Below are 20,170 nucleotides of genomic sequence, written 5' to 3'. Positions count from 1 at the left end.
AACTGCACGAAAGCCGGTGTTTTCCGCAGTTTCAGAACCCGGCGAGGCTAGGGCTTTGCGCGCAAACGTGATTTGCTTTCCCCGCACACCATACATCGATGGGGCCGAATGATCGCGATTCTCGACCGGCTGCGGCCTAGCTACGGCCAGAAATTGTTCCTGCTTGCCACGGTGCCGCTGATTCTGTCGGCGGCCGCCATCGCGGCGATCGTTTCGTGGCAATCGAGCGCCACCGCCGACCGCGAGATCCGGGCGCTGGAAATCCAGCTGATCGAGGCCAAGAAGCAAGAGCTGCGCAATTACGTCACCCAAGCGCGCAACGGGTTCTATTTCATCTACGGCGGCGCCGCGCCCGACGATGCCGAGGCCAAGGCCAAGGTCGCGCAGATCCTTGCGGCGATGATCTATGGCGAGGACGGCTCGTTCTTTGTCTACGATTACGACGGAACCAACCTTGTCTCGCCGCGCCGCACCGGGATGATCGGCCGCAACTGGTCGGGCCTGACCGACCCCGAAGGCACGCCGATCACCGACCGGCTGATCGAGATCGCCCGCGAGGGCTCGGGTTATCACGAATATCTCTGGCCCAAGCCTTCAACCGGCGAAGAGGCGCGGATGATCACCTTTGTCCTTGGCTTTCAGGACTGGCAATGGGCGGTCGGCACCGGAGTCTGGATCGACGACATCACCCATGAGGTGGCGGCAGCGCGCGCCGGGGTCGAGGCGCGGGTACGCCGCACCTTCCTGTATATCGGAGGCATCACGCTGACGGCGCTGCTGATGGTGTTCGCGTCCGGTCTGGTGATGAACCTGCGCGAACGGCGGCTGGCGGATGCCAAGCTCAAGGAACTGACGCAGCGGGTGTTCGACGCGCAGGAAGAAGAGCGCGGGCGGGTGGCGCGCGAATTGCACGACGGCATCAGCCAGATCCTCGTCGGGGTGAAATATGCGCTGGACATCGCGCGCCGCCGCGTCGCCACCGGCGATGCGCGCGCCGGTGAGGCGCTGGCGCGCGGGCAGGAGAACCTGTCGGGGGCCATTCAGGAGGTGCGCCGCATCAGCCGCGATTTGCGGCCGGGAATGCTTGATGATCTGGGGCTTGGCCCGGCGATCAAGGCGCTGACCGAAGATTTCCACGCCCGCACCGGCATCGACACCTGTTTCGAAACCGTGGTGTTCCGCAACCGCATCGATCAGGAGGGGCGCATTGCGCTGTACCGCATCGCGCAAGAGGCGCTGACCAACGTCGAGCGCCATTCCGGCGCCACCAAGGTCGACATCGATCTGCGCGGCCATCGCCGCGGCTGCACCCTGCGGATCGCCGACAACGGCTGCGGCATAGAGCGCGACAGTCAGGATCGCCGTGGCATCGGCCTGCGGAACATGCAAGAACGCATGGACCAGCTGGGCGGGGTGCTGCGGGTGCTGTCCTCGAAGTCGGGCACGGCGATCGAAGCAGAAATCCCGCTGTCGCATCTGTTGCCACCCGAAAACGCCCCGCCTTCGGCAAGGGCCAGCGCATGAGGCGTTCGAAATGACCACAACCCGCGTCGTCATCGTCGACGATCACCCGCTTGTCGCCGAGGGCATCGAGGCGATCCTTGAAAGCTATGACGACGTCACCGTCGCCGCGACCCTGTCGAACGGGCAAGAGATGATCGACCAGCTCGACGCGCTGTCGCCCGACGTGATCCTGATGGATCTCAACATGCCGGGGCTGAGCGGGCTGTCGGCGACCGAGATGATCCTCGAACGCCGCCCCGAGACGCGCATCCTTGTGCTGTCGATGCATGACACGCCGGAATACATCACGACCGCGCTCGGTCATGGCGCGGTGGGCTACGTGCTCAAGGATGTGCCGTCGGACGAGGTCAAGCAGGCCATCGACGCGGTGATGCGGGGCGAGCGCTACCTGTGTACCGGCGCAGAGGGGGCGCTGCGCCCGGTGATGTCGGGCGGGCGCGAACAGCTGACCAACCGCGAACAGATGGTTCTGCTGCAACTGGCGCAGGGAAAATCCAACAAGGATGTGGCGGCCGAGCTGGATATATCGGTGCGCACGGTCGAAACCCACCGCAAGAACATCAAGCGCAAGCTCGGCATCAGTTCGACCGCGGGGCTGACCCGCTACGCGCTCGAACATGGCGTGTTGCAGGGCACCGGCGTCAACGGCTGACACCCCTGCCCGGTCAGATCACCGGATCGGCAGGTAGCGCAAAGCCAAGGCCGATGTTGCTGGCCGGGATCACCATCGAATGCACATCGTCGTCATCGGCGGCAATCTCATTGGCGTGCTGCCCGGCGCTGATGCACAGCCCCAGCGCCATGAACGCGACCAAAAGCCCGGCCTTGAGCATGTTGAAATCCCCAAGCCTGTGCGAATGGGCGGTCTGGAAAGCCATGGTCTAGATCCTCGTCATGCTGCGATCGGTCGAATGAACCGCTTGGTTCAATCCTGCCTCAAAGCCGTGTTTCAGGCAATTCACGTCTGCGCGCGGCGGCGGTTGGCCTGCGCCCGACTTAGGGTAACACTGCTGACCATTTCAGGATCTGGCAAATTTCTTTGCAAATATTACGCTATCACGGGATCATCTTGAAACTTTCGAAAACAAAATTCCCCAAGGTGATGGATTCGATGGTTGACGCCCGCCCGTGCCCCGCCTAAGGTCCGCCCCGCGCAACCCCGCAAGGAGTCCATCAAGGTGGCACGTCTGGTACTGATCGTAGGAACAAGGCGCATGGGCCGGTAACTCGGAACCATAATGGTTTCCCATGCGCCCCCGAAAATCCTCGGGGGCTTTTTTATTGCGCAAGACCATATGCAACGACGTCGTAAACGGAGACACGCGATGACACGTCAGATGACCGGAGCGAAAATGTTGGTTCAAGCCCTGAAGGATCAGGGTGTGGACACCGTATTCGGCTATCCCGGCGGCGCGGTACTACCGATTTACGACGAGATCTTTCAGCAAAATGACATCCAGCATGTGCTGGTGCGTCACGAGCAGGCCGCGGTGCATGCTGCCGAAGGCTACGCGCGCTCGACCGGCAAGGTCGGCGTTGCGCTGGTGACCTCGGGGCCGGGCGCGACCAATGCCGTCACCGGGCTGACCGATGCGCTGATGGATTCGATCCCGATCATCGTGCTGTCCGGTCAGGTGCCGACCTTCATGATCGGCTCGGATGCCTTTCAGGAGGCGGATACTGTCGGCATCACCCGCCCCTGCACCAAGCACAACTGGCTGGTCAAGGACACGGCGAAGCTGTCCTCGGTGATCCATCAGGCGTTCCATGTCGCCTCGTCGGGGCGTCCCGGTCCGGTGCTGGTCGACATCCCCAAGGACGTGCAATTCGCATCGGCGGAATACACTCCCAAGCCCAAAGCGCCGGTTGGTCACTACCAGCCGCAGGTCAAGGGCGACATGGAGACGATCACCGCGCTGGTCGAGGCCATCGAGACCGCCGAAAAGCCGGTCTTCTACACCGGCGGCGGCGTCATCAACTCTGGCCCCGCCGCCAGCCAGTTGCTGCGCGAGTTGGTCGAGGCAACGGGCATTCCCATCACCTCGACGCTGATGGGCCTTGGCGCCTACCCGGCATCCGGCAAAAACTGGCTGGGGATGCTGGGGATGCACGGCCTGTACGAGGCCAACATGGCGATGCATGGCTGCGATCTGCTGATCAACATCGGCGCGCGCTTCGATGACCGGATCACCGGGCGGCTGGATGCGTTCTCGCCGAACTCAAAGAAGGCGCATATCGACATCGACCCCAGCTCGATCAACAAGGTCATCAAGACCGACCTGCCGATCGTCGGCGATGTCGGCCATGTGCTCGAGGATCTTCTCAAGGTCTGGAAGGCGCGCGGGCGCAAGGTCAACCGCGAAGGCCTTGCAAAATGGTGGCGCCGGATCGAGGAATGGCAGGCGGTGAAATGCCTGACCTACAAGACCTCGGAAACGGTCATCAAGCCGCAATACGCGCTGCAGCGGCTCGAGGCGCTGACCAAGGGCATGGATCGCTACATCACCACCGAGGTCGGCCAGCACCAGATGTGGGCGGCGCAGTTCCTTGGCTTCGAAGACCCGCACCGCTGGATGACCTCGGGCGGGCTGGGCACCATGGGCTACGGCTTCCCCTCGTCGATCGGCGTGCAGATGGCGCATCCCGAAAGCCTTGTGATCAACGTCGCGGGCGAGGCGTCATGGCTGATGAACATGCAGGAAATGGGCACGGCGGTGCAGTACCGCCTGCCGGTCAAGCAGTTCATCCTGAACAACGAACGCCTCGGTATGGTGCGCCAGTGGCAGCAGCTTCTGCACGGCGAGCGCTACAGCTCGAGCTGGTCCGAAGCGCTGCCCGATTTCGTCAAGCTCGCCGAGGCGTTCGGTGCCAAGGGCATCATCTGCAAGGACCCTGCCGATCTGGACGATGCGATCATGGAGATGCTGAACCATGAGGGCCCGGTGATCTTTGACTGCCTTGTCGAGAAGCACGAAAACTGCTTCCCGATGATCCCGTCGGGAGAGCCACACAACAAGATGCTGCTCGGCGACGCCAAAGCCACCAATGCCATCGCGGGCAAGGGGGCGGTGCTGGTCTGATCCCGCACTAGGGCCAGGGGGTTTCCAACGAAGCCCTCTGGCCGCCCTCCCCCAACAGAAGAGTGATCGAACACTCTTCGACTTCCCGATCGAAAAGGATTTCCAGATGCCCCCGCTACACATCAAGAAGGGCTCCAACAAGCACTCTGCCTATAACCTGCGCCCGACCTTCTCGGACCTGCAGGAGGCGCATACCATCACCGTGCTTGTCGAGAACGAGCCCGGCGTTCTGGCCCGCGTCATCGGCCTGTTCTCCGGTCGCGGCTATAATATCGACAGCCTCACCGTCGCCGAGGTCGATCACGAAGGCCACCTGTCGCGCATCACCATCGTCACCACCGGCACGCCGCAGGTGATCGAGCAGATCAAGGCGCAGCTTGGCCGCATCGTGTCGGTGCGCGAAGTGCACGACCTGACCGCCGAGGGCAGCTCGGTCGAGCGGGAACTGGCGCTGATGAAGGTGACCGGCAGCGGCGAAAAGCGCGTCGAGGCGCTGCGCCTTGCGGATATCTTCCGCGCCAACGTGGTGGATTCGACGCTGGAAAGCTTCATCTTCCAGCTCACCGGCGCGCCTGACAAGATCGACGCCTTTGCCGACCTGATGCGCCCGCTCGGTCTGGTGCAGGTCGCCCGGACCGGCGTCGCCGCCTTGGCCCGGGGTCACGCTGGCAGCTGAGCCTTCTGGCTCAGCCCGCCTGGGAGGCTCTCAGCGTCCCGGGCAGCACCTTCTGCGACGGAAAGGCAACGATGTTGCCATCCGTCAGGCCCGGCGCGCGCCGCGGCGCCGGGCGCTGCGGCGTCACCTGCCGCAGCTTCTCCGCGATCTCCGGACAGTGCTGCTGTTCCAGCAGCCGCGGATTGCACGCAAATCGCAAGTTGCGATCCTGTCTCAGATCGAATTGTATCAGGTCACCTGCATCCAGAGACACGCCGCCATGCAGGCTTGCCTCGGTGTCGGGATAAAGCGCAAGATCACCTTGATCTTCACACCAGATGACCGCCTTCTGGTCTTGATGATCGGCCCAGAGCACCACCCCGTACATCGTCTGCGTCATATCGATCCCCATGTCGCTCCCCTGCCTTACAGAATGCGCAATTCCGGACACAGACGCAGCGGAAGAAACGTGTCTCAGACTTGCTTTTTGTGTCCGAGCACGTATCAATTGGCTCTAATTCGCGTCAGAGATGACGCTAGGTAGCGTCACGCTGCAACCCAACCACGAACGGCCTTGCGCCAGATGCCGTCAGGCCTGAAATTGGGCCTGCAAAAAAGAGGGAAACGCATGGGCATATCATCGCGCATTTATCAAACTCAGCCCAGTCCGGCGGAATTGCGCGGCGTTTTTGGTGCCAATCTGCGTCAACTCGGGGAAAACGCGCCCTCTATTTCGGCGCTCTGCCGCGATCTTGGAATCAACCGGACACAATTCAACCGCTATCTTGCCGGGGAAAGCTTTCCGCGCCCTGACGTGCTGCACCGGATCTGTGAGTTTTTCGGCGTCGATGCCCGCGTCCTGCTTGAGCCCGTCGATGACATCGCGGCGACTCAAACCGGCATGTTCAACCACCCGTTCATTTCGGAATTTGTCGGCGCGCAGATGACCGGGCTGACCGAAGAGCATTTCCCCTCGGGTTTCTACCGGTTCAGCCGGGCAGCCTTCAGCGACACCGATCGGTTCGTCGTCGGGCTTGTGCATGTTTCCAGAAATCAGGGCTACACGTTCCTGCGCGGCTTCGAGCCGAAAGAGGCGATGAGCATGCACAATATGCCGACCGACCCGCGCACCCGGGAATTTCGCGGCCTCGTGATGCCACAGGCCGAAGGCGTCGCGGTCATGGTCAGCCGCCGCGATGCCGTGACAAGCACGTTCAATTACCTCGCGCGCACCTCGGCGCTCGCCAAGATCTTCTGGCTTGGCTATACCGTGCGCACCATGCCCGAAGACCCTGTCGGGCGTCGCGCGGCCCGGCTGGTCTACGAACATCTCGGCACCAATACCTCGCAAATTCTCAAGGCCGCCCGCAGCGCTGGCTACGCGAGCGAAGCCGATCTTGAACCGTTCCATCGCAAGCAGCTGCGCATCGGCCTGCCGTTTTATTGACGGCGCGCCTTCCGGTCAGGTTCCCAGCCGTGACAGGCGATCCGTGCCGCTCAGCAGCGCATAAAGGTGCCATGTCGCGTGGCCCAGCACCGGCAGCACCACGAAAAGCCCGAGAAATCCCGGCAGCATCGCCAGAAACGTTGCCGCCGCGATGAACGCAGCCCAGCTGAACATCACCACCGGGTGCGCCGCGACATATTGGAACGACGTGATCATCGCCGTGACGAAATCGATCTCGCGGTCCAGCAGCATCGGCAGCGCCAGCACCGTGATCATGTAAAGCAAGGCCGAGAACGCCGCCCCGACCGCCGTTCCCATGGCCAGCATCGTGATGCCGTTTGGCGTCAGAAAGACCGCAAGGCTGGACGAGACATTGGTCATCACCGACAGCCCCATGAACAGGGCAAAGATCATGTGACCCAGAAAGAACCAGAACAGGAACACGATCACGATCACCGCGCAGATCGACGGCAGCTGCCGTTTCGACTGGGTCAGGATCACGCTGACGATCCTCATCCAGTCAAGCGGCCGCCCCTGCCCGAGCCTACGGCTGATATCGTAAAAACCGACCGCCGCGAACGGCCCCAGCAGCGGGAAGCCGATGGCCGCCAGCACCAGCCAGTAGGTCTGTCCGGTGATCCACGTGATCCAGCTCATGAACAGCCCCGCCACCACGTAGAAACCGGCAAAGACCAGCGCGAAGCCGGGCGCGCGCGTCCAGTCCGCCACGCCGCGACGCAGCGCTTCGATCAGGGTGGAAAAAGCCACCGGCGCAAGCGGGGGCACCCCCGGCTTTGCCTCAACGGCCATCCCATCCTCCTTGGTGTGACCCGTGTTGTTGTGAACAAGCTTGCATGACACATTCGAGATGACGCAAGCAAAACCTGCACGGCGGCTGAACTGTACCGCCGTGCCGGGTGGCATCATCGCCTCGCCCATCGCGGCGCACGCCCCGCGAAGTTGCCATCGCGGCAGAGAACCCGCTTGCCAGCCCCCGTGCCCAGAGCCGTCTGCTGGGCATGCAATGGGGCCGGGCCGCATCCGGTGGTGCCTTGCAGAGCACACAAGACCCTCGCCCGACTTGCGGGCCGGGCCGCACGGGCCTATTTCTGAGCTCGCGAGGAAAGGGATAGCCGTGGCCAAGAACAAGACAAGAGGCGGCGCCGCCGACTGGCTGGCAGACCGGACCCTGCGCGCGCTGATCGCGCTGGCGCTGGCCCTGCCCCACCGGGCGCGGCTGCGGCTCATGGGGGCGGTGGTGCGCCGGGTGATCGGGCCGCTGGCGGGCTACAGGCGCCGCGCTATGGACAACCTCGCCTATGTGCACCCCGAATGGTCGGAGAAAAAGCGGCGCCGCACCGCGGACGCCGTTCTCGACAACGCGGGCCGCACGATGATCGAGAATTACGACGTGGCGGGCCTGCTTGCCCGCATGTCAGGCGCCGAAATCTCGGGCGACGGGCTGCCCGAGATCGAAGCCGCCAGAGCCGAGGGCCGCCCTATCCTGTTCGTCACCGGCCATTACGGCAATTTCGAAGCGCCGCGCGCGGCGCTGGTGGCGCGGGGCTGGAAGATCGGCGGGCTGTATCGCCCGATGGCCAACCCGTTCTTCAACGCCCATTACGCCGCCAACATGCACGCGCTTGGCGATCCGGTGTTTGAACAGGGTCGACGCGGCACCATGGGCCTGCTGCGGCACATCAAGAGCGGCGGCATGGGCGTGCTGCTGTTCGATGTCTTTTCCAGCGACGGCGTTGCGATCGACTTTCTCGGTCAGCCTGCCCCTACGCTGACCTCTGCGGCGGATATCGCGCTGCGCACCGGGGCGCTGTTCGTGCCGTTCTTCGGTATCCGTAAGCCCGATGGCATCGGCTTTGACGCGGTATTCGAAGCCCCCATTCCTCACGGCGACCCCGCCGAGATGATGCGCGAGGCGACACGGCGGCTTGAGGCGCGCATCCAGGCCGACCCCGGCCAATGGTTCTGGATCCATCGCCGCTGGAAACCGCGGCGGCAGGAAAAGCATCAGCGCAGGCGCGACGCCGCCAATATCGGGCCGTAAGCGTTTTCCTGAAGCATCACCACGATCGGATCGTCGCCCGTCACTTCGGTCTGAAGCTCCAGCGGCGCATCGCCGTTCCACATCCCCAGCACCTGCCAGCCATGGGCAATGTGGGTATAGGTGACCGTCCGGCCCTCGTTTTCGCCTGCGGTGATGTCGACCGTCACCTTCGGCGTATAGCGCACGAGATGCACCAGCGTATCGGGCATCGGACCAAGCGGGCTGGCGTGGATCTTCAGCACGTCACCGTCGCGGGTGACGGTCAGCTTGGCCCGTGGTGCGATGGTCGATGCCTTCTGCACCGCCTCCATCACCTTCATCGGGCGCGAGCCAACCACGTCGAAACTGCCCCCGACGATCATCTGCGGCGTGTAGATCGACCGCCGCCCGGCGCTGCGGGCATAGCCTTTCTGGCGGGCGGTAAAGGCGGGATCGCCAAAGCTGTCACGCCAGCCGATGTAATCCCAGTAATCCACATGCAGCGCCAGCGCGATGACATCGTCGCGCTGCCCAAGCTCGGAGAGCACCGCATCGGCGGCGGGGCACGAGATACATCCCTGCGAGGTGAAAAGCTCGACCACGACCGGCATGTCGGTGCCTTGGCTCGAAACCTGAACATCCGTCCCGTCCTGCACAAGGCCGCTGCGCGCGGATGCCTCTGGCACCTGAGCGCCCTGCGTGACAGAGTTGACCGCAGTGGCGGGCGCGCGCGCGGCCTCTGCGCCAGAAGCGCCAAGCGCTCCGCCGTCCGGCCCCGCTGCCTGCGCCATGGCCCCAGAGGTCGCCATCAGCATCAGCAGCGCAGAAGCTAAGGTAAATCGATACATGTCCCGCAAGATGTCCTTGTCGTCCCTGTTCCGACCTACCGAACAGGGCGTTGAAAAACCAATCAAGGTTTTGCGAGAGATCCTACAGGAGTATCGTATCGTTGCACGCAGGTCGCGCCGACATCCGGCATACTATGGTACACAAAGCTGGGCCAAGGCCCTTGAAAGCGCGGCGCACCGCAACAGATACTACCTGTGAAAGACATTTCTTCTCCAGCCATACGCAAGGGAGCACATCATGCCCATTCAAGTCGGCCAGGACCTGTCCAAAACCCGCAAGACGCTGGATGTCGGCGGCAAGACCTATGCCTATTATTCGATTCCCGCCGCCGAGGCTGCGGGATTGGGCAGCTTCTCCAACCTGCCCGCCGCGCTGAAGGTGGTGCTGGAGAACATGCTGCGCTTCGAGGATGGCAAGACCGTCTCGGTGGACGACATCAAGGCGTTTTCCGACTGGGGCGCCAATGGCGGCAAGGGCGACCGCGAACTAGCCTATCGACCGGCCCGGGTGCTGATGCAGGATTTCACCGGCGTTCCGGCGGTGGTCGACCTTGCGGCGATGCGCGACGGCATCAAGGCGCTGGGGGGCGATGCGCAAAAGATCAACCCGCTCAACCCGGTCGATCTGGTGATCGACCACTCGGTGATGATCGACGAATTCGGCAACCCGCGCGCCTTCCAGATGAACGTCGATCGCGAATATGAACGCAACATGGAACGCTACGAGTTCCTGAAATGGGGCCAGACCGCGTTCAACAACTTCCGGGTGGTGCCGCCGGGCACCGGCATCTGCCATCAGGTCAACCTTGAATACCTGTCGCAGACCGTGTGGAGCGACACCGATCAGGATGGCGCAGAGGTCGCCTATCCCGACACGCTGGTCGGCACCGATTCGCATACCACCATGGTCAACGGCGCGGCGGTGCTGGGCTGGGGCGTTGGCGGCATCGAAGCCGAGGCCGCGATGCTGGGCCAGCCGATTTCCATGCTGATCCCAGAGGTCGTCGGCTTCAAGCTGACCGGCGAGATGCTCGAGGGCACCACCGGCACCGACCTCGTGCTCAAGGTTGTCGAAATGCTGCGCGAAAAGGGCGTGGTCGGCAAATTCGTGGAATTCTACGGGCCGGGCCTCGACAATCTGCCGCTGGCGCAGCGCGCCACCATTGCCAACATGGCCCCCGAATACGGCGCGACCTGCGGTTTCTTCCCGATCGACGCGGAAACCATCCGCTATCTGGAACAGACCGGCCGTGACAAGGACCGCATCGCGCTGGTCGAAGCCTATGCCAAGGCCAACGGCATGTGGCGCACCCCCGATTACGAGCCGATCTATACCGACACCCTGTCGCTGGACATGACCACCATCGTTCCCGCGATTTCCGGCCCCAAGCGCCCGCAGGATTACATCGCGCTGGACGCCGCCGCCCCGGCCTTTGGCAAGTTCGTCGCAGATCAGCGCTCCGGCAAGGACGCCAGCGCCAATTCCGAAGTGCGCTGGGAAGGCGAAGGCGGCGCGCCCGAACCCGCGGACATTCCCGGCGACCAAGGCCACCACAACAAGGGCTGGTACCAGACCGATGACGGCGCCTATCAGCTCCACGATGGCTCTATCGTCATCGCCTCGATCACGTCCTGCACCAACACGTCGAACCCCTATGTGATGATCGGCGCGGGGCTCGTCGCCCGCAAGGCGCGCGAGCGTGGCCTGACGCGCAAGCCGTGGGTCAAGACGTCGCTGGCGCCCGGCTCGCAGGTGGTCTCCGACTATCTGCAGGCGGCGAATCTGCAAGAGGATCTGGATGCCATCGGCTTCAACCTCGTGGGCTATGGCTGCACCACCTGCATCGGCAACTCCGGCCCGCTGGAGGCCCCGATCAGCAAGGCGATCAACGATTACGATCTGATTGCCACCTCTGTGCTGTCGGGCAACCGCAACTTCGAGGGGCGCATCAGCCCGGATGTGCGCGCCAACTACCTTGCCTCGCCGCCGCTGGTGGTGGCCTATGCGCTGGTCGGCGACATGAATGTTAACATCGCCACCGATCCGCTGGGCAAGGACAAGGACGGCAACGACGTCTATCTCAAGGACATCTGGCCGTCGAACGCGGAAATCGCCGAGCTGGTGGAAAAGACCGTCACCCGTGAGAGCTTTCAGAGCAAATATGCCGACGTCTTCAAGGGCGATGAGAAATGGCAGGGCGTCGAGGTCAACGGCGGCGAGACATATGACTGGCCGCCGGCCTCGACCTATGTGCAGAACCCGCCCTATTTTCAGGGCATGGGAGCCGAGCCGGGGGTGATCAGCAACATCGAAGGCGCCAAGATCCTTGCGGTTCTGGGCGACATGATCACCACCGACCACATCTCGCCCGCCGGCTCGTTCAAGGAAAGCACCCCCGCCGGGCAATACCTGACCAGCCATCAGGTGCCGGTGCGCGAATTCAACTCGTACGGCTCGCGGCGCGGCAACCACGAGGTGATGATGCGCGGCACCTTCGCCAACATCCGCATCAAAAACGAGATGCTGGACGGGGTCGAGGGCGGTTACACGCTGGACCCGAATGGCAAGCAGACGTCGATCTACGATGCTGCGATGGCGTATCAGGAACAGGGCACGCCGCTGGTGATCTTTGGCGGCGAGCTTTACGGCGCGGGCTCGTCGCGCGACTGGGCGGCCAAGGGCACGGCGCTGCTCGGCGTCAAGGCGGTGATCGCGGAGAGCTTCGAGCGCATCCACCGCAGCAACCTTGTCGGCATGGGGGTCATCCCGTTCGAATTCACCGGTGGCGATGATCGCGAGACGCTGAAGCTGACCGGCAAGGAAACCGTGTCGATCACCGGGCTGGATGATGTGAAACCGGGGCAGATGACCCCGTGCAGCATCACCTACGAGGATGGCACCAGCAAGGACATCACCCTCAAGTGCCGCATCGACACTGCGATCGAGCGCGAATACGTCGAACATGGCGGCGTGCTGCATTACGTGCTGCGCGCGCTGGCCAAGTCGTAAGCTGGCCCAGTTCTGAAATACGCAGCGGCCCGCCGGGAATTCGGCGGGCCGTTTGCTGTCAGGCGTTGGCGGGCGCTTGCAGTGATTGCGCCAGCGCCTCGATCATCAGCGCGCCAAAGGCGGCGTTGGCGTGGTGTTCGTCTTCGGGGGTCTCGTGGCGGAATTCGGGGCGCATGTAGCCTTCGCTGTCGAGGCAATGCGGCGGCACATCCACCACCGCAACGCCCCTCTCTACCAGTTCCGCCAGCATGATCTGGCGATAGAGGTCAAACATCCGCCGCACCAACACCGGGTCCACGTGGCGCAGCGTGGCATGATCGCGAAACATCACCGGCGGCGAAAGCGCCACAACCGGCATGCCGATCCGCTTCAGCAATTCGCACAGCGCCAGTACATACCGCTGATCTTCCAGCACCACACGCCGGAACAACGCACGCGACACCGGCTGCCCGCCGGGAACCGCCATGTCGATGGACTGGCGCGACCAGACCATCTTGTGCATCACCCGCATCGGCCAGAGCGGCGCCGACAGCGCGATCACATCCGCCTGAAAGGCTTGCGGCGGCAAGCGGTGGAAATTGCGCCGGTAATCGGGGTCGGTGATCACGGCATGGCTGCCCGCATCGCGAAAGAACGGCGTTGGCAGGATGTGTCCGCCGCCAAGCGGCTTGACCAGAATGTCGATGCCCGTCGGCAAGTTCGGGCGCAGCAGCGCAAGCCCCTGCGCCAAGGCGCCGGTGTGGCTGTCTCCGGTCACGAGGATCTTCATGGTGCGGCCTCACCAAAGACGGCGAGCAATTCCTCGTCGCATTTCACCCGCTCGGCGCGCTCGGCCTCGGACAGCTCGGGGACGGGCTGCTGAGGCAGCTCGCGCCCCTGCCCGCCCTGCGCGGCAAAGAAGGTCTTCATCACATGCGCCACGCCATGGGGCGAAACCTCGCGCTTGTCAGCCTCGTAGAAAAAGCCCTGCATGAAGGGCTGGGTGATGATCTCGTATGACGGGAAATAGTCGATGAACGCATGGGCATCGCAAAGCTCTCCGGCGACGGCGCGCAGCACCGATTTCGAATAGCTCGACGCCACGGCGACCTGCGCCTGCGTTGCCGTGGCCATCAACGGCACCGGGCTGACGGTCAGGAAAATCTCGACCTTGGGGTTCAGCGCGCGCAGCTCGGCCACAAAGCTTTCCATATCGGCGCGCACCTCGGCGGCGGAGAGGTTGCGAAACTGGTGCCGCGCCGGATCAAAGCGACCGCCCGCCGTGCCCGGACACAGCGGAAAGGCGGTGCCATCTTCGGCGCTCAGCCACGCCTCGGTCAGGCCAAGCGTAAAGACAAACACCTCGGCGCGGGTGAACATGTCGAGCACGCGCGCAAGGTGGTCGCGCCGCAGCATCTCCAGCTCGCCAACCGAACCGAAGGGTTCAGGCTCGATGGTTGGGCGCAGCGGATCGACGACGCCGCCCTTGTGCTCCCACGCCGCCTCGCGCGGGGCAAAGCGCCCCTGCGCCCGGCGCAAAAGCTGCAACAGCTGGCGCGAGGTATAAACGTTGCCATAGCGCGCCGAATACATGCCGTAGCCGAAATCCACATGCGCCTCGGGCGGCAGACCCTGCGGCGCCGGTTCGGCATCGATATAGTCAAAACCCGCGCCGCGCAGCGCCCGCCCGATATGCTGCGCGAAACAGCTTCCGGCGGTGGCGATGGCGCGCCCCTCGAAGGTGATGCGCGGCTGGTACCAGTCACCGACATCCATCGGGTGGCGGCCCGGCACGGTCTTTTTCCAGAACGCGCGCGGCGGCTGGCTGCGGTAGGGATGGGACATGGCATGGCTCCTTGGCGCGATCTTAGCGGGCGGGCGGGTGCGGTCAACTCAAGCTCTGCCCAAGGCCCAAGCGCCCCTGCCACCCTCGCGGGCAATTCTTTTCGCCATGTCGCAAATGCATGGGATCACGTCGCTTCAGAGAGGACAGCGCGCGCCTGACATGCGACGGCCTGCAAAGCCCGCCAGCACAAGGACGCGCGTCATGATTCAGGTTCTGTCTTCCGTCTGGGCGCTGCTCATCGGCATTGTCTTCATTATGCTGGGCAACGGCATGCAGTTCACCCTGATCGGCCTGCGCGGCGATATCGAGGGCTTCAGCGCCTCGAGCCTTGCCTTCATTACCTCGGGCTATTTCGTCGGCTTCCTGGCGGCGGCACAGCTGACGCCTCGCATGATCCGCCGGGTCGGGCATGTGCGCGTCTTCGCCGCCCTTGGAAGCTTCCTGTCGGCGGCGGTCATCGCCTTCCCGCTCATCACCGAACCCTGGGCCTGGACGCTGCTGCGCCTGCTCGTCGGCTTCTCGATGTCCGGCATCTACGTGACGGCGGAAAGCTGGCTCAACGATTCCTCGACCAACGAGACCCGGGGCAAGGTGCTGTCGGCCTACATGATCGCGCAGACGCTGGGGCTGATCGGCGCGCAGGGGCTTATGACGCTCGGGGACGCGGCGACCTCGGTGCTGTTCATCGGCGCATCGATCCTGGTCTCGGTCAGCTTCGCACCGATCCTGTTGTCGGTCAGTCCGGCGCCCGCCGCCGCGCTGACCCGGCCGATGTCCCTGCCCCGGCTGTTCTCGCTGGCGCCGCTGAGCACGGTCGGCATCTTCATTCTGGGCGCGAGCTATTCGACGCTGCTTGGCATGGGGGCGGTCTTTGGCACGCAGGCAGGGCTTGATGCCAATGCGGTGGCGCTGTTCGTCGCACTGATGTTCGCCGGCGCGCTGGTGCTGCAATACCCCATCGGCTGGCTGTCCGACCGCATGGACCGGCGGCTTCTGATCACCGGCTGTTCGCTGATCGGCGCGGCGGCTTGCGCCATCGGCTGGATCGGGGCCGGAAACACTGTCCTGCTTTACGCCGCCGCCTTCGTGTCAGGCGGAGTGACAACGCCGCTATACGCGCTGTTCCTCGCATACACCAACGATCACCTCTCGGTCGAGGAGATGCCGGCAGCATCCGGTGGCCTTATCTTCACGTTCGGCGTCGGCGCCATCGGAGGCCCGTTCCTCACCGGCTGGACGATGCAGATTCTGGGGCCCTATGCCTTCTGGCTGTCGCTCGGACCGACCTATGTGCTGATCGCGCTTTACGCGCTCTGGCGCATGACTCGCCGCGAGGCCGTGGCCGTCGCCGACACCGAGAGCTACCTCGGCGTGCTTCCCTCCGCCTCCCCGGTCGCGGCGGTGGCAGCTGGCGAGTGGTCGGCAGAACAGGCTGAGGGGGGAGAGGAGCGGGGGTGAAATTTCGTCGCCTGAGCGGAAGAGCGGAAGAGCGGAAGAGCGGAAGAGCGGTCATTCGAAAGATGCTTGCAATGACCAGAATAGAGATTGGGGTCAGACGGTTAAAACCTTCTTGTATCAAGAAGTTGAAGTCTCGCCCGACCAACCGAAAATCATTCGGCGACAACGCTCCACTGCTTCAGCGAGGCGTCGGCCTCGTCGCACGTTACCAATGCAAGAGGCCGCTTTACCCATGGGCCCGCTGGAACAGTTTCCGCTGCGACCGTCACACAACTGGCTTGGTCCTCATTCAGTCGCAGAGTCTGATCCGCGTCGTTGTAAACGAACTTTTGGCGCGGATGGTCGCTGCACTCCAGCAACGCGAACTCTGACTTTCCAGTCGCGATCAAGGCCTGCATGCAGAAGCCTTCAAACGGGTAGGATTCGACTTGCATAGTGTCTGGATTGTACTCAAACCGGGTGTCATGCCCTTCATAGTTGCGCGGCTCGCCGTCGCTGGGCGGCTTGCATGTATGCGTCTGTAACAGATCGGACTGCCCTGCCCCGTATGTGTCGATGCAGAACCCAAATCCGTTTGGTTCGTCGTGGTTGTCGCTTAAGACGATATAGGGCGCTTCCGATGGAACCTGTGGCGCGTCGGCGTAGGCAATGCCAGCCGCTCCAAGCAACGCGGTCGAAATGATCAAAAGTCGCATCGTGTTTCCTTTTAAAGCTGATGACATCACGTCTGAATAGTGATTTCGCGAATTATTATCAATTAAACTGTCCTGATCAGAACTATTCCGCTTGGACCACTGCGGCTCTTCAAGAGGCGCAAAACTTCTCTTAAACTGCGCGCATGAACCGTCAGCGCGCACAGATACACACCTTCCTACACTCGGCTACAATCTTAGAGAAGCAACTGGAGAACCTGCTAGGGACGTCCAAGATACGGCATCGTCAGGCGCTTGTGTTGGAGGCGTTACTGCAAATCGGTCCGTCCTCTCAGCAGCACCTCGCAACGCATTTCAGCGTCTCACCCGGCATCATGAGCTCGATGACTTACAGACTTGAAGCACTTGGTTTCGTCCAACGCGCGACCAACCCGACAGATCGCCGCGCCGATGTGGTTAGCATCACAGATAAAGGGCAGAAGATCTTGGCGGGGGTCGATGACATCTGGCAAAAAGGCGACAAGACGATCGAAAGCATCCTTGGCACAGAAGAAAGCAAACGGTTCATTGCACTGGCAAACACGCTCAGCCGCGCGCTTGGCGGCGGCTCGCTGAAGTCGGAAACATCCGACAAAAAAAATAGAACCAGAACGGTCGCGAGTGAGTGCAAGTTTGATTGTTGATTGCCGAGCGGACATTCATGCTTTGCGCAGCATCGGTTACATTTGGGCCTATTCCGTTGAAAAACTCGGCTTGCCTGAAGGGCTGGCCGCTGATTCAATTTGGCTGCGGCAGCTTGAGGTGAACGGCGATGATGGGGTCCCGGCAGGAAGCGCAAGGCGCTCTGTTCTACGAGTTCTCGATTGAAGCGCACGTTCCGCCCGACCACATGCTCCGATCGGTTGACCAGTTCGTCGACCTGGCCAGCATCCGTCAGCATCTGGCGCCATTCTATAGCTCTACCGGACGGCCGTCGGTCGAGCCGGACCTGATAATCCGCATGCTTCTGGTCGGTTACATCATGGGCATCCGGTCCGAGCGCCGGCTCTGCGAGGAGGTCCATCTCAACCTCGCCTACCGCTGGTTCTGCCGCCTTGATCTGACCGTGCCGGTGCCGGATCATTCGACGTTCTCCAAGAACCGTCACGGCCGCTTCCGCGACAGCGACCTGTTGCGCCATCTCTTCGAGACCGTGGTGGCCCGGTGCATCGCGGAGGGCCTGGCCAGCGGCCAGCGCCTCGCCGCGGATGCCAGTATCATCCAGGCTGACGCGAACAGGCAGAACTCCACGCCGAAGTCGGACTGGCACCCCGCCAGCATCGATCCCGGAGACGCGCCTCGGGCCGTCATGGAATACCTGGAAACGCTCGACGATGCCGCATTCGGCGCGGCGAGCCCGGTCGAGCCGAAGTTCACCTCGCATTCCGATCCGGCCTCGCAATGGACCGGGGCTCGGGGAGGTCCGGCCTACTTTGCCTATTCCACCAACTACCTGATCGACACCGACAACGGCGTGATCCTCGATGTGCAAGCCACTCGGTCGATCCGTCAGGCCGAGGTCGGATCAGTGCAGACCATGATCGATCGGGTTAACGATACATTCTGCATCGCGCCGGAACGGCTGATCGCCGACACCGCCTACGGCACCGGCGTCATGCTGGACTGGCTCGATCAGCAGCGCGGCATCGCACCCCATATCCCGGTGTTCGACAAGTCAGCTCGCCGGGACGGAACATTTGAACGCGCCGACTTCAACTATGATGTCGAGAGCGATGTCTACACCTGCCCGGGCGACAAGGAATTGAAGCAAAGCCGCCGGACCTTCGCGAAACCCCGGCAGAAGACGCCGGATGAGCATGGCATGCTTCGCTATCGGGCAAGCAAGACCGATTGCGATGCCTGCGGGCTGAAAGCGCGTTGCTGCCCCAGGGCGCCCTCGCGGAAAATCCTCTGCTCGATCTTCGAGCCCTCCCGGGATCGGGCGCGTGCGATTGCTCAGACGCCCGACTACGCGATCTCCTGCAAGCTCCGGAAGAAGGTGGAGATGCTCTTCGCGCATTTGAAGCGCATTCTGGGCCTCAACCGTCTCCGATTGCGAGGACCGAGCGGCGCACGAGATGAATTCCACCTCGCAGCCACCGCACAGAACCTACGGAAGCTCGCAAAGCTCCTTCCGATCACACAGGTCGCCTGTTGAGGAAAGATAGGCACAGGAGCCGCAAATCCTGAGTGAGGGTCAACGCGATCATCAAGCCGAGTTTTTCAACGGAATAAGCCCGAAGCAGATGGGGTGGATGGCTCCCGCTCCCGGCGTTGAAATGCGCCATACTGCAGGTGTCAGAATCTGCGATAGAGAGGAGCCATCCCATGCAAGTTACCACCGTCGGCCTCGACCTGGCCAAGAACATCTTTCAAGTCCATGGAGTAACCAGGACCGGAGACGTGGCATTCAACCGTCCCCTGAGGCGGGCGCAGGTTCTGGCGTTCTTCCAACGCCTGCCACCTTGCCTTGTCGGCATCGAAGCCTGCGCATCGAGCCACCATTGGGCGCGGGAGCTCTCGAATCTCGGGCATACCGTCCGGCTGATGCCACCGATGTACGTCAAACCCTACGTGAAGCGCGGCAAGTCCGACGCCGTCGATGCAGAAGCGATCTGCGAAGCGGTGACACGGCCCACGATGCGCTTCGTCGAGATCAAGTCCGAGGAACAGCAGGCGCTTCTGTCCCTGCATCGTGCGCGGGACTTCATCGTGCGCCAGAGGACTCAGTTGATCAACATGGTTCGGAGCCTTGCTGCGGAGTTCGGGATCACCTTCGCCCGGGGCGTCGCGCGGGCTATCGCGTTCGCAACGACGGTCATCGACGGCAAGCAGCCCGAATTTCCCGAACTTGCACAAGACGTTCTGCGCGTTCTCAGCCGCCAGCTGGTCGACCTTCACAATCGCCTCGGCTGGTTTGAGACCATGTTGCGCATCCAGGCGCGCCTCAGCCGCCAGGCGCAACTCCTGCAGACCATTCCAGGTGTCGGCCCGGTGACCGCCTCTGCCGTAGCCGCTACGATCGGGTCGGGTCACCAGTTCAAAAGCGGGCGGGAGTTCGCGGCGTGGTTAGGGCTGACCCCTCGCAACCACTCCAGCGGCGGCAAGGAACGATTGGGCAAGATCACCAAGATGGGTGACCGATACCTGCGCCAGCTCATCGTGGTCGGAATGACATCGCGAGTGCGGCAGGTCGCCGATCATCCAGACCGCGCCGATCCATGGCTGACGAAGTTGTTGCAAAGAAAGCCAGCCCGGCTTGCGACCGTCGCCATGGCAAACAAGACTGCGCGGATCATATGGGCCGTGCTGACCAGAGATGAGCCCTACAAACCGCACGCGGCGTAGCTCGGCGCGCGCCCACGAGATAGCAAGACCGACGATGTGATGGTGTACCATTCAGCCGCAATGATCAGGACGCTCCGCCGAAAGTCCCGGGCGCAATTGCCCGCGAAGCAGATAGGAACCTGATCTGCGGATCCCATCAAGGCCAGCGGTGATGACCGCGCAAACAGGCCGGACACAAGACCGCTTCTGAAAAGGTACACGCAGTCTCATTTAAGCCTTGCTATGCGGGAGCCATCCACACA

General features: G+C 62.8%; 18 protein-coding genes. 11 read left to right on the top strand and 7 right to left on the bottom strand.

Annotated elements, in window-relative coordinates; genetic code table 11:
* Positions 1 to 108: 108 nt before the first annotated feature.
* Both KO516_RS17695 and KO516_RS17690 read left to right on the top strand, forming a co-directional pair.
* On the top strand, positions 109 to 1,524 hold the full coding sequence (locus tag KO516_RS17695) for a cache domain-containing protein (RefSeq protein ID WP_216005119.1): 1,416 nt from the start codon (positions 109 to 111) through the stop codon (positions 1,522 to 1,524).
* 10 nt (positions 1,525 to 1,534) lie between these two features.
* Positions 1,535 to 2,176 (top strand): response regulator transcription factor, encoded by a 642-nt coding sequence (locus KO516_RS17690; protein ID WP_216005118.1) that lies wholly within the window; start codon positions 1,535 to 1,537, stop codon positions 2,174 to 2,176.
* Between the two features lie 13 nt (positions 2,177 to 2,189).
* Here KO516_RS17690 and KO516_RS17685 read toward each other — a convergent pair whose 3' ends face one another.
* Positions 2,190 to 2,402 (bottom strand): hypothetical protein, encoded by a 213-nt coding sequence (locus KO516_RS17685; RefSeq protein ID WP_216005117.1) that lies wholly within the window; start codon positions 2,400 to 2,402, stop codon positions 2,190 to 2,192.
* Between the two features lie 447 nt (positions 2,403 to 2,849).
* Between KO516_RS17685 and KO516_RS17680 the strand changes: the two genes are divergently transcribed.
* Both KO516_RS17680 and ilvN read left to right on the top strand, forming a co-directional pair.
* The gene (locus tag KO516_RS17680; protein ID WP_216005116.1) at positions 2,850 to 4,604 is read left to right on the top strand and encodes an acetolactate synthase 3 large subunit; all 1,755 of its coding nucleotides are present in this window, start codon (positions 2,850 to 2,852) and stop codon (positions 4,602 to 4,604) included.
* 106 nt (positions 4,605 to 4,710) lie between these two features.
* The gene (ilvN, locus tag KO516_RS17675; RefSeq protein ID WP_216005115.1) at positions 4,711 to 5,280 is read left to right on the top strand and encodes an acetolactate synthase small subunit; all 570 of its coding nucleotides are present in this window, start codon (positions 4,711 to 4,713) and stop codon (positions 5,278 to 5,280) included.
* A 10-nt stretch (positions 5,281 to 5,290) separates the two neighbouring features.
* On the opposite strand, the gene KO516_RS17670 is transcribed toward ilvN, so the two are convergent.
* The gene (locus KO516_RS17670) at positions 5,291 to 5,671 is read right to left on the bottom strand and encodes a hypothetical protein (protein WP_252737688.1); all 381 of its coding nucleotides are present in this window, start codon (positions 5,669 to 5,671) and stop codon (positions 5,291 to 5,293) included.
* Between the two features lie 216 nt (positions 5,672 to 5,887).
* Between KO516_RS17670 and KO516_RS17665 the strand changes: the two genes are divergently transcribed.
* Positions 5,888 to 6,706 (top strand): helix-turn-helix domain-containing protein, encoded by an 819-nt coding sequence (locus KO516_RS17665; protein WP_216005114.1) that lies wholly within the window; start codon positions 5,888 to 5,890, stop codon positions 6,704 to 6,706.
* 15 nt (positions 6,707 to 6,721) lie between these two features.
* Here KO516_RS17665 and KO516_RS17660 read toward each other — a convergent pair whose 3' ends face one another.
* A complete protein-coding gene (locus tag KO516_RS17660; RefSeq protein WP_216005113.1) occupies positions 6,722 to 7,516 on the bottom strand; it encodes a DUF2189 domain-containing protein in 795 nt (264 codons plus the stop codon).
* Positions 7,517 to 7,841: 325 nt separating this feature from the next.
* On the opposite strand from KO516_RS17660, the gene KO516_RS17655 reads away from it, so the two are divergent.
* Complete coding sequence (locus KO516_RS17655; protein ID WP_371742100.1) at positions 7,842 to 8,768, top strand: lysophospholipid acyltransferase family protein; 927 nt, start codon at positions 7,842 to 7,844, stop codon at positions 8,766 to 8,768.
* On the opposite strand, the gene KO516_RS17650 is transcribed toward KO516_RS17655, so the two are convergent.
* Positions 8,732 to 9,595, bottom strand: a complete 864-nt coding sequence (locus KO516_RS17650; protein WP_252737687.1) for a thioredoxin family protein — start codon at positions 9,593 to 9,595, stop codon at positions 8,732 to 8,734. The genes KO516_RS17655 and KO516_RS17650 overlap by 37 nt on opposite strands.
* Positions 9,596 to 9,833: 238 nt before the next feature.
* On the opposite strand from KO516_RS17650, the gene acnA reads away from it, so the two are divergent.
* Entirely contained in the window at positions 9,834 to 12,605 is a 2,772-nt protein-coding gene (gene acnA, locus KO516_RS17645; RefSeq protein ID WP_216005112.1) for an aconitate hydratase AcnA, read from the top strand.
* A gap of 58 nt (positions 12,606 to 12,663) precedes the next feature.
* On the opposite strand, the gene KO516_RS17640 is transcribed toward acnA, so the two are convergent.
* Both KO516_RS17640 and KO516_RS17635 read right to left on the bottom strand, forming a co-directional pair.
* Positions 12,664 to 13,374, bottom strand: coding sequence for a hypothetical protein (locus KO516_RS17640; protein ID WP_216005111.1), 711 nt, complete (start codon positions 13,372 to 13,374; stop codon positions 12,664 to 12,666).
* On the bottom strand, positions 13,371 to 14,429 hold the full coding sequence (locus KO516_RS17635) for a GSCFA domain-containing protein (RefSeq protein ID WP_216005110.1): 1,059 nt from the start codon (positions 14,427 to 14,429) through the stop codon (positions 13,371 to 13,373). The genes KO516_RS17640 and KO516_RS17635 overlap by 4 nt, the downstream gene beginning before the upstream one ends.
* A gap of 202 nt (positions 14,430 to 14,631) precedes the next feature.
* Between KO516_RS17635 and KO516_RS17630 the strand changes: the two genes are divergently transcribed.
* Entirely contained in the window at positions 14,632 to 15,888 is a 1,257-nt protein-coding gene (locus KO516_RS17630; protein WP_216005109.1) for an MFS transporter, read from the top strand.
* A 152-nt stretch (positions 15,889 to 16,040) separates the two neighbouring features.
* On the opposite strand, the gene KO516_RS17625 is transcribed toward KO516_RS17630, so the two are convergent.
* On the bottom strand, positions 16,041 to 16,583 hold the full coding sequence (locus KO516_RS17625; RefSeq protein WP_216005108.1) for a hypothetical protein: 543 nt from the start codon (positions 16,581 to 16,583) through the stop codon (positions 16,041 to 16,043).
* A gap of 143 nt (positions 16,584 to 16,726) precedes the next feature.
* Here KO516_RS17625 and KO516_RS17620 point away from each other — a divergent pair, with 143 nt between their 5' ends.
* The 3 genes from KO516_RS17620 to KO516_RS17610 all read left to right on the top strand — a co-directional run bounded on the left by KO516_RS17620 (position 16,727) and on the right by KO516_RS17610 (position 19,928).
* The gene (locus tag KO516_RS17620; protein WP_256444188.1) at positions 16,727 to 17,224 is read left to right on the top strand and encodes a MarR family winged helix-turn-helix transcriptional regulator; all 498 of its coding nucleotides are present in this window, start codon (positions 16,727 to 16,729) and stop codon (positions 17,222 to 17,224) included.
* Positions 17,225 to 17,352: 128 nt separating this feature from the next.
* Positions 17,353 to 18,738, top strand: a complete 1,386-nt coding sequence (locus KO516_RS17615; protein WP_216005106.1) for an IS1182 family transposase — start codon at positions 17,353 to 17,355, stop codon at positions 18,736 to 18,738.
* A 170-nt stretch (positions 18,739 to 18,908) separates the two neighbouring features.
* Positions 18,909 to 19,928 (top strand): IS110 family transposase, encoded by a 1,020-nt coding sequence (locus KO516_RS17610; protein ID WP_216005105.1) that lies wholly within the window; start codon positions 18,909 to 18,911, stop codon positions 19,926 to 19,928.
* The last annotated feature ends 242 nt before the right edge of the window (positions 19,929 to 20,170 follow it).

The organism is Citreicella sp. C3M06 (assembly GCF_018860705.1).
Taxonomy (GTDB): Bacteria; Pseudomonadota; Alphaproteobacteria; order Rhodobacterales; family Rhodobacteraceae; genus Salipiger.
Note: the sequence above shows the minus strand (reverse complement) of the source record. Positions and strands in the feature narration are given on the sequence as shown.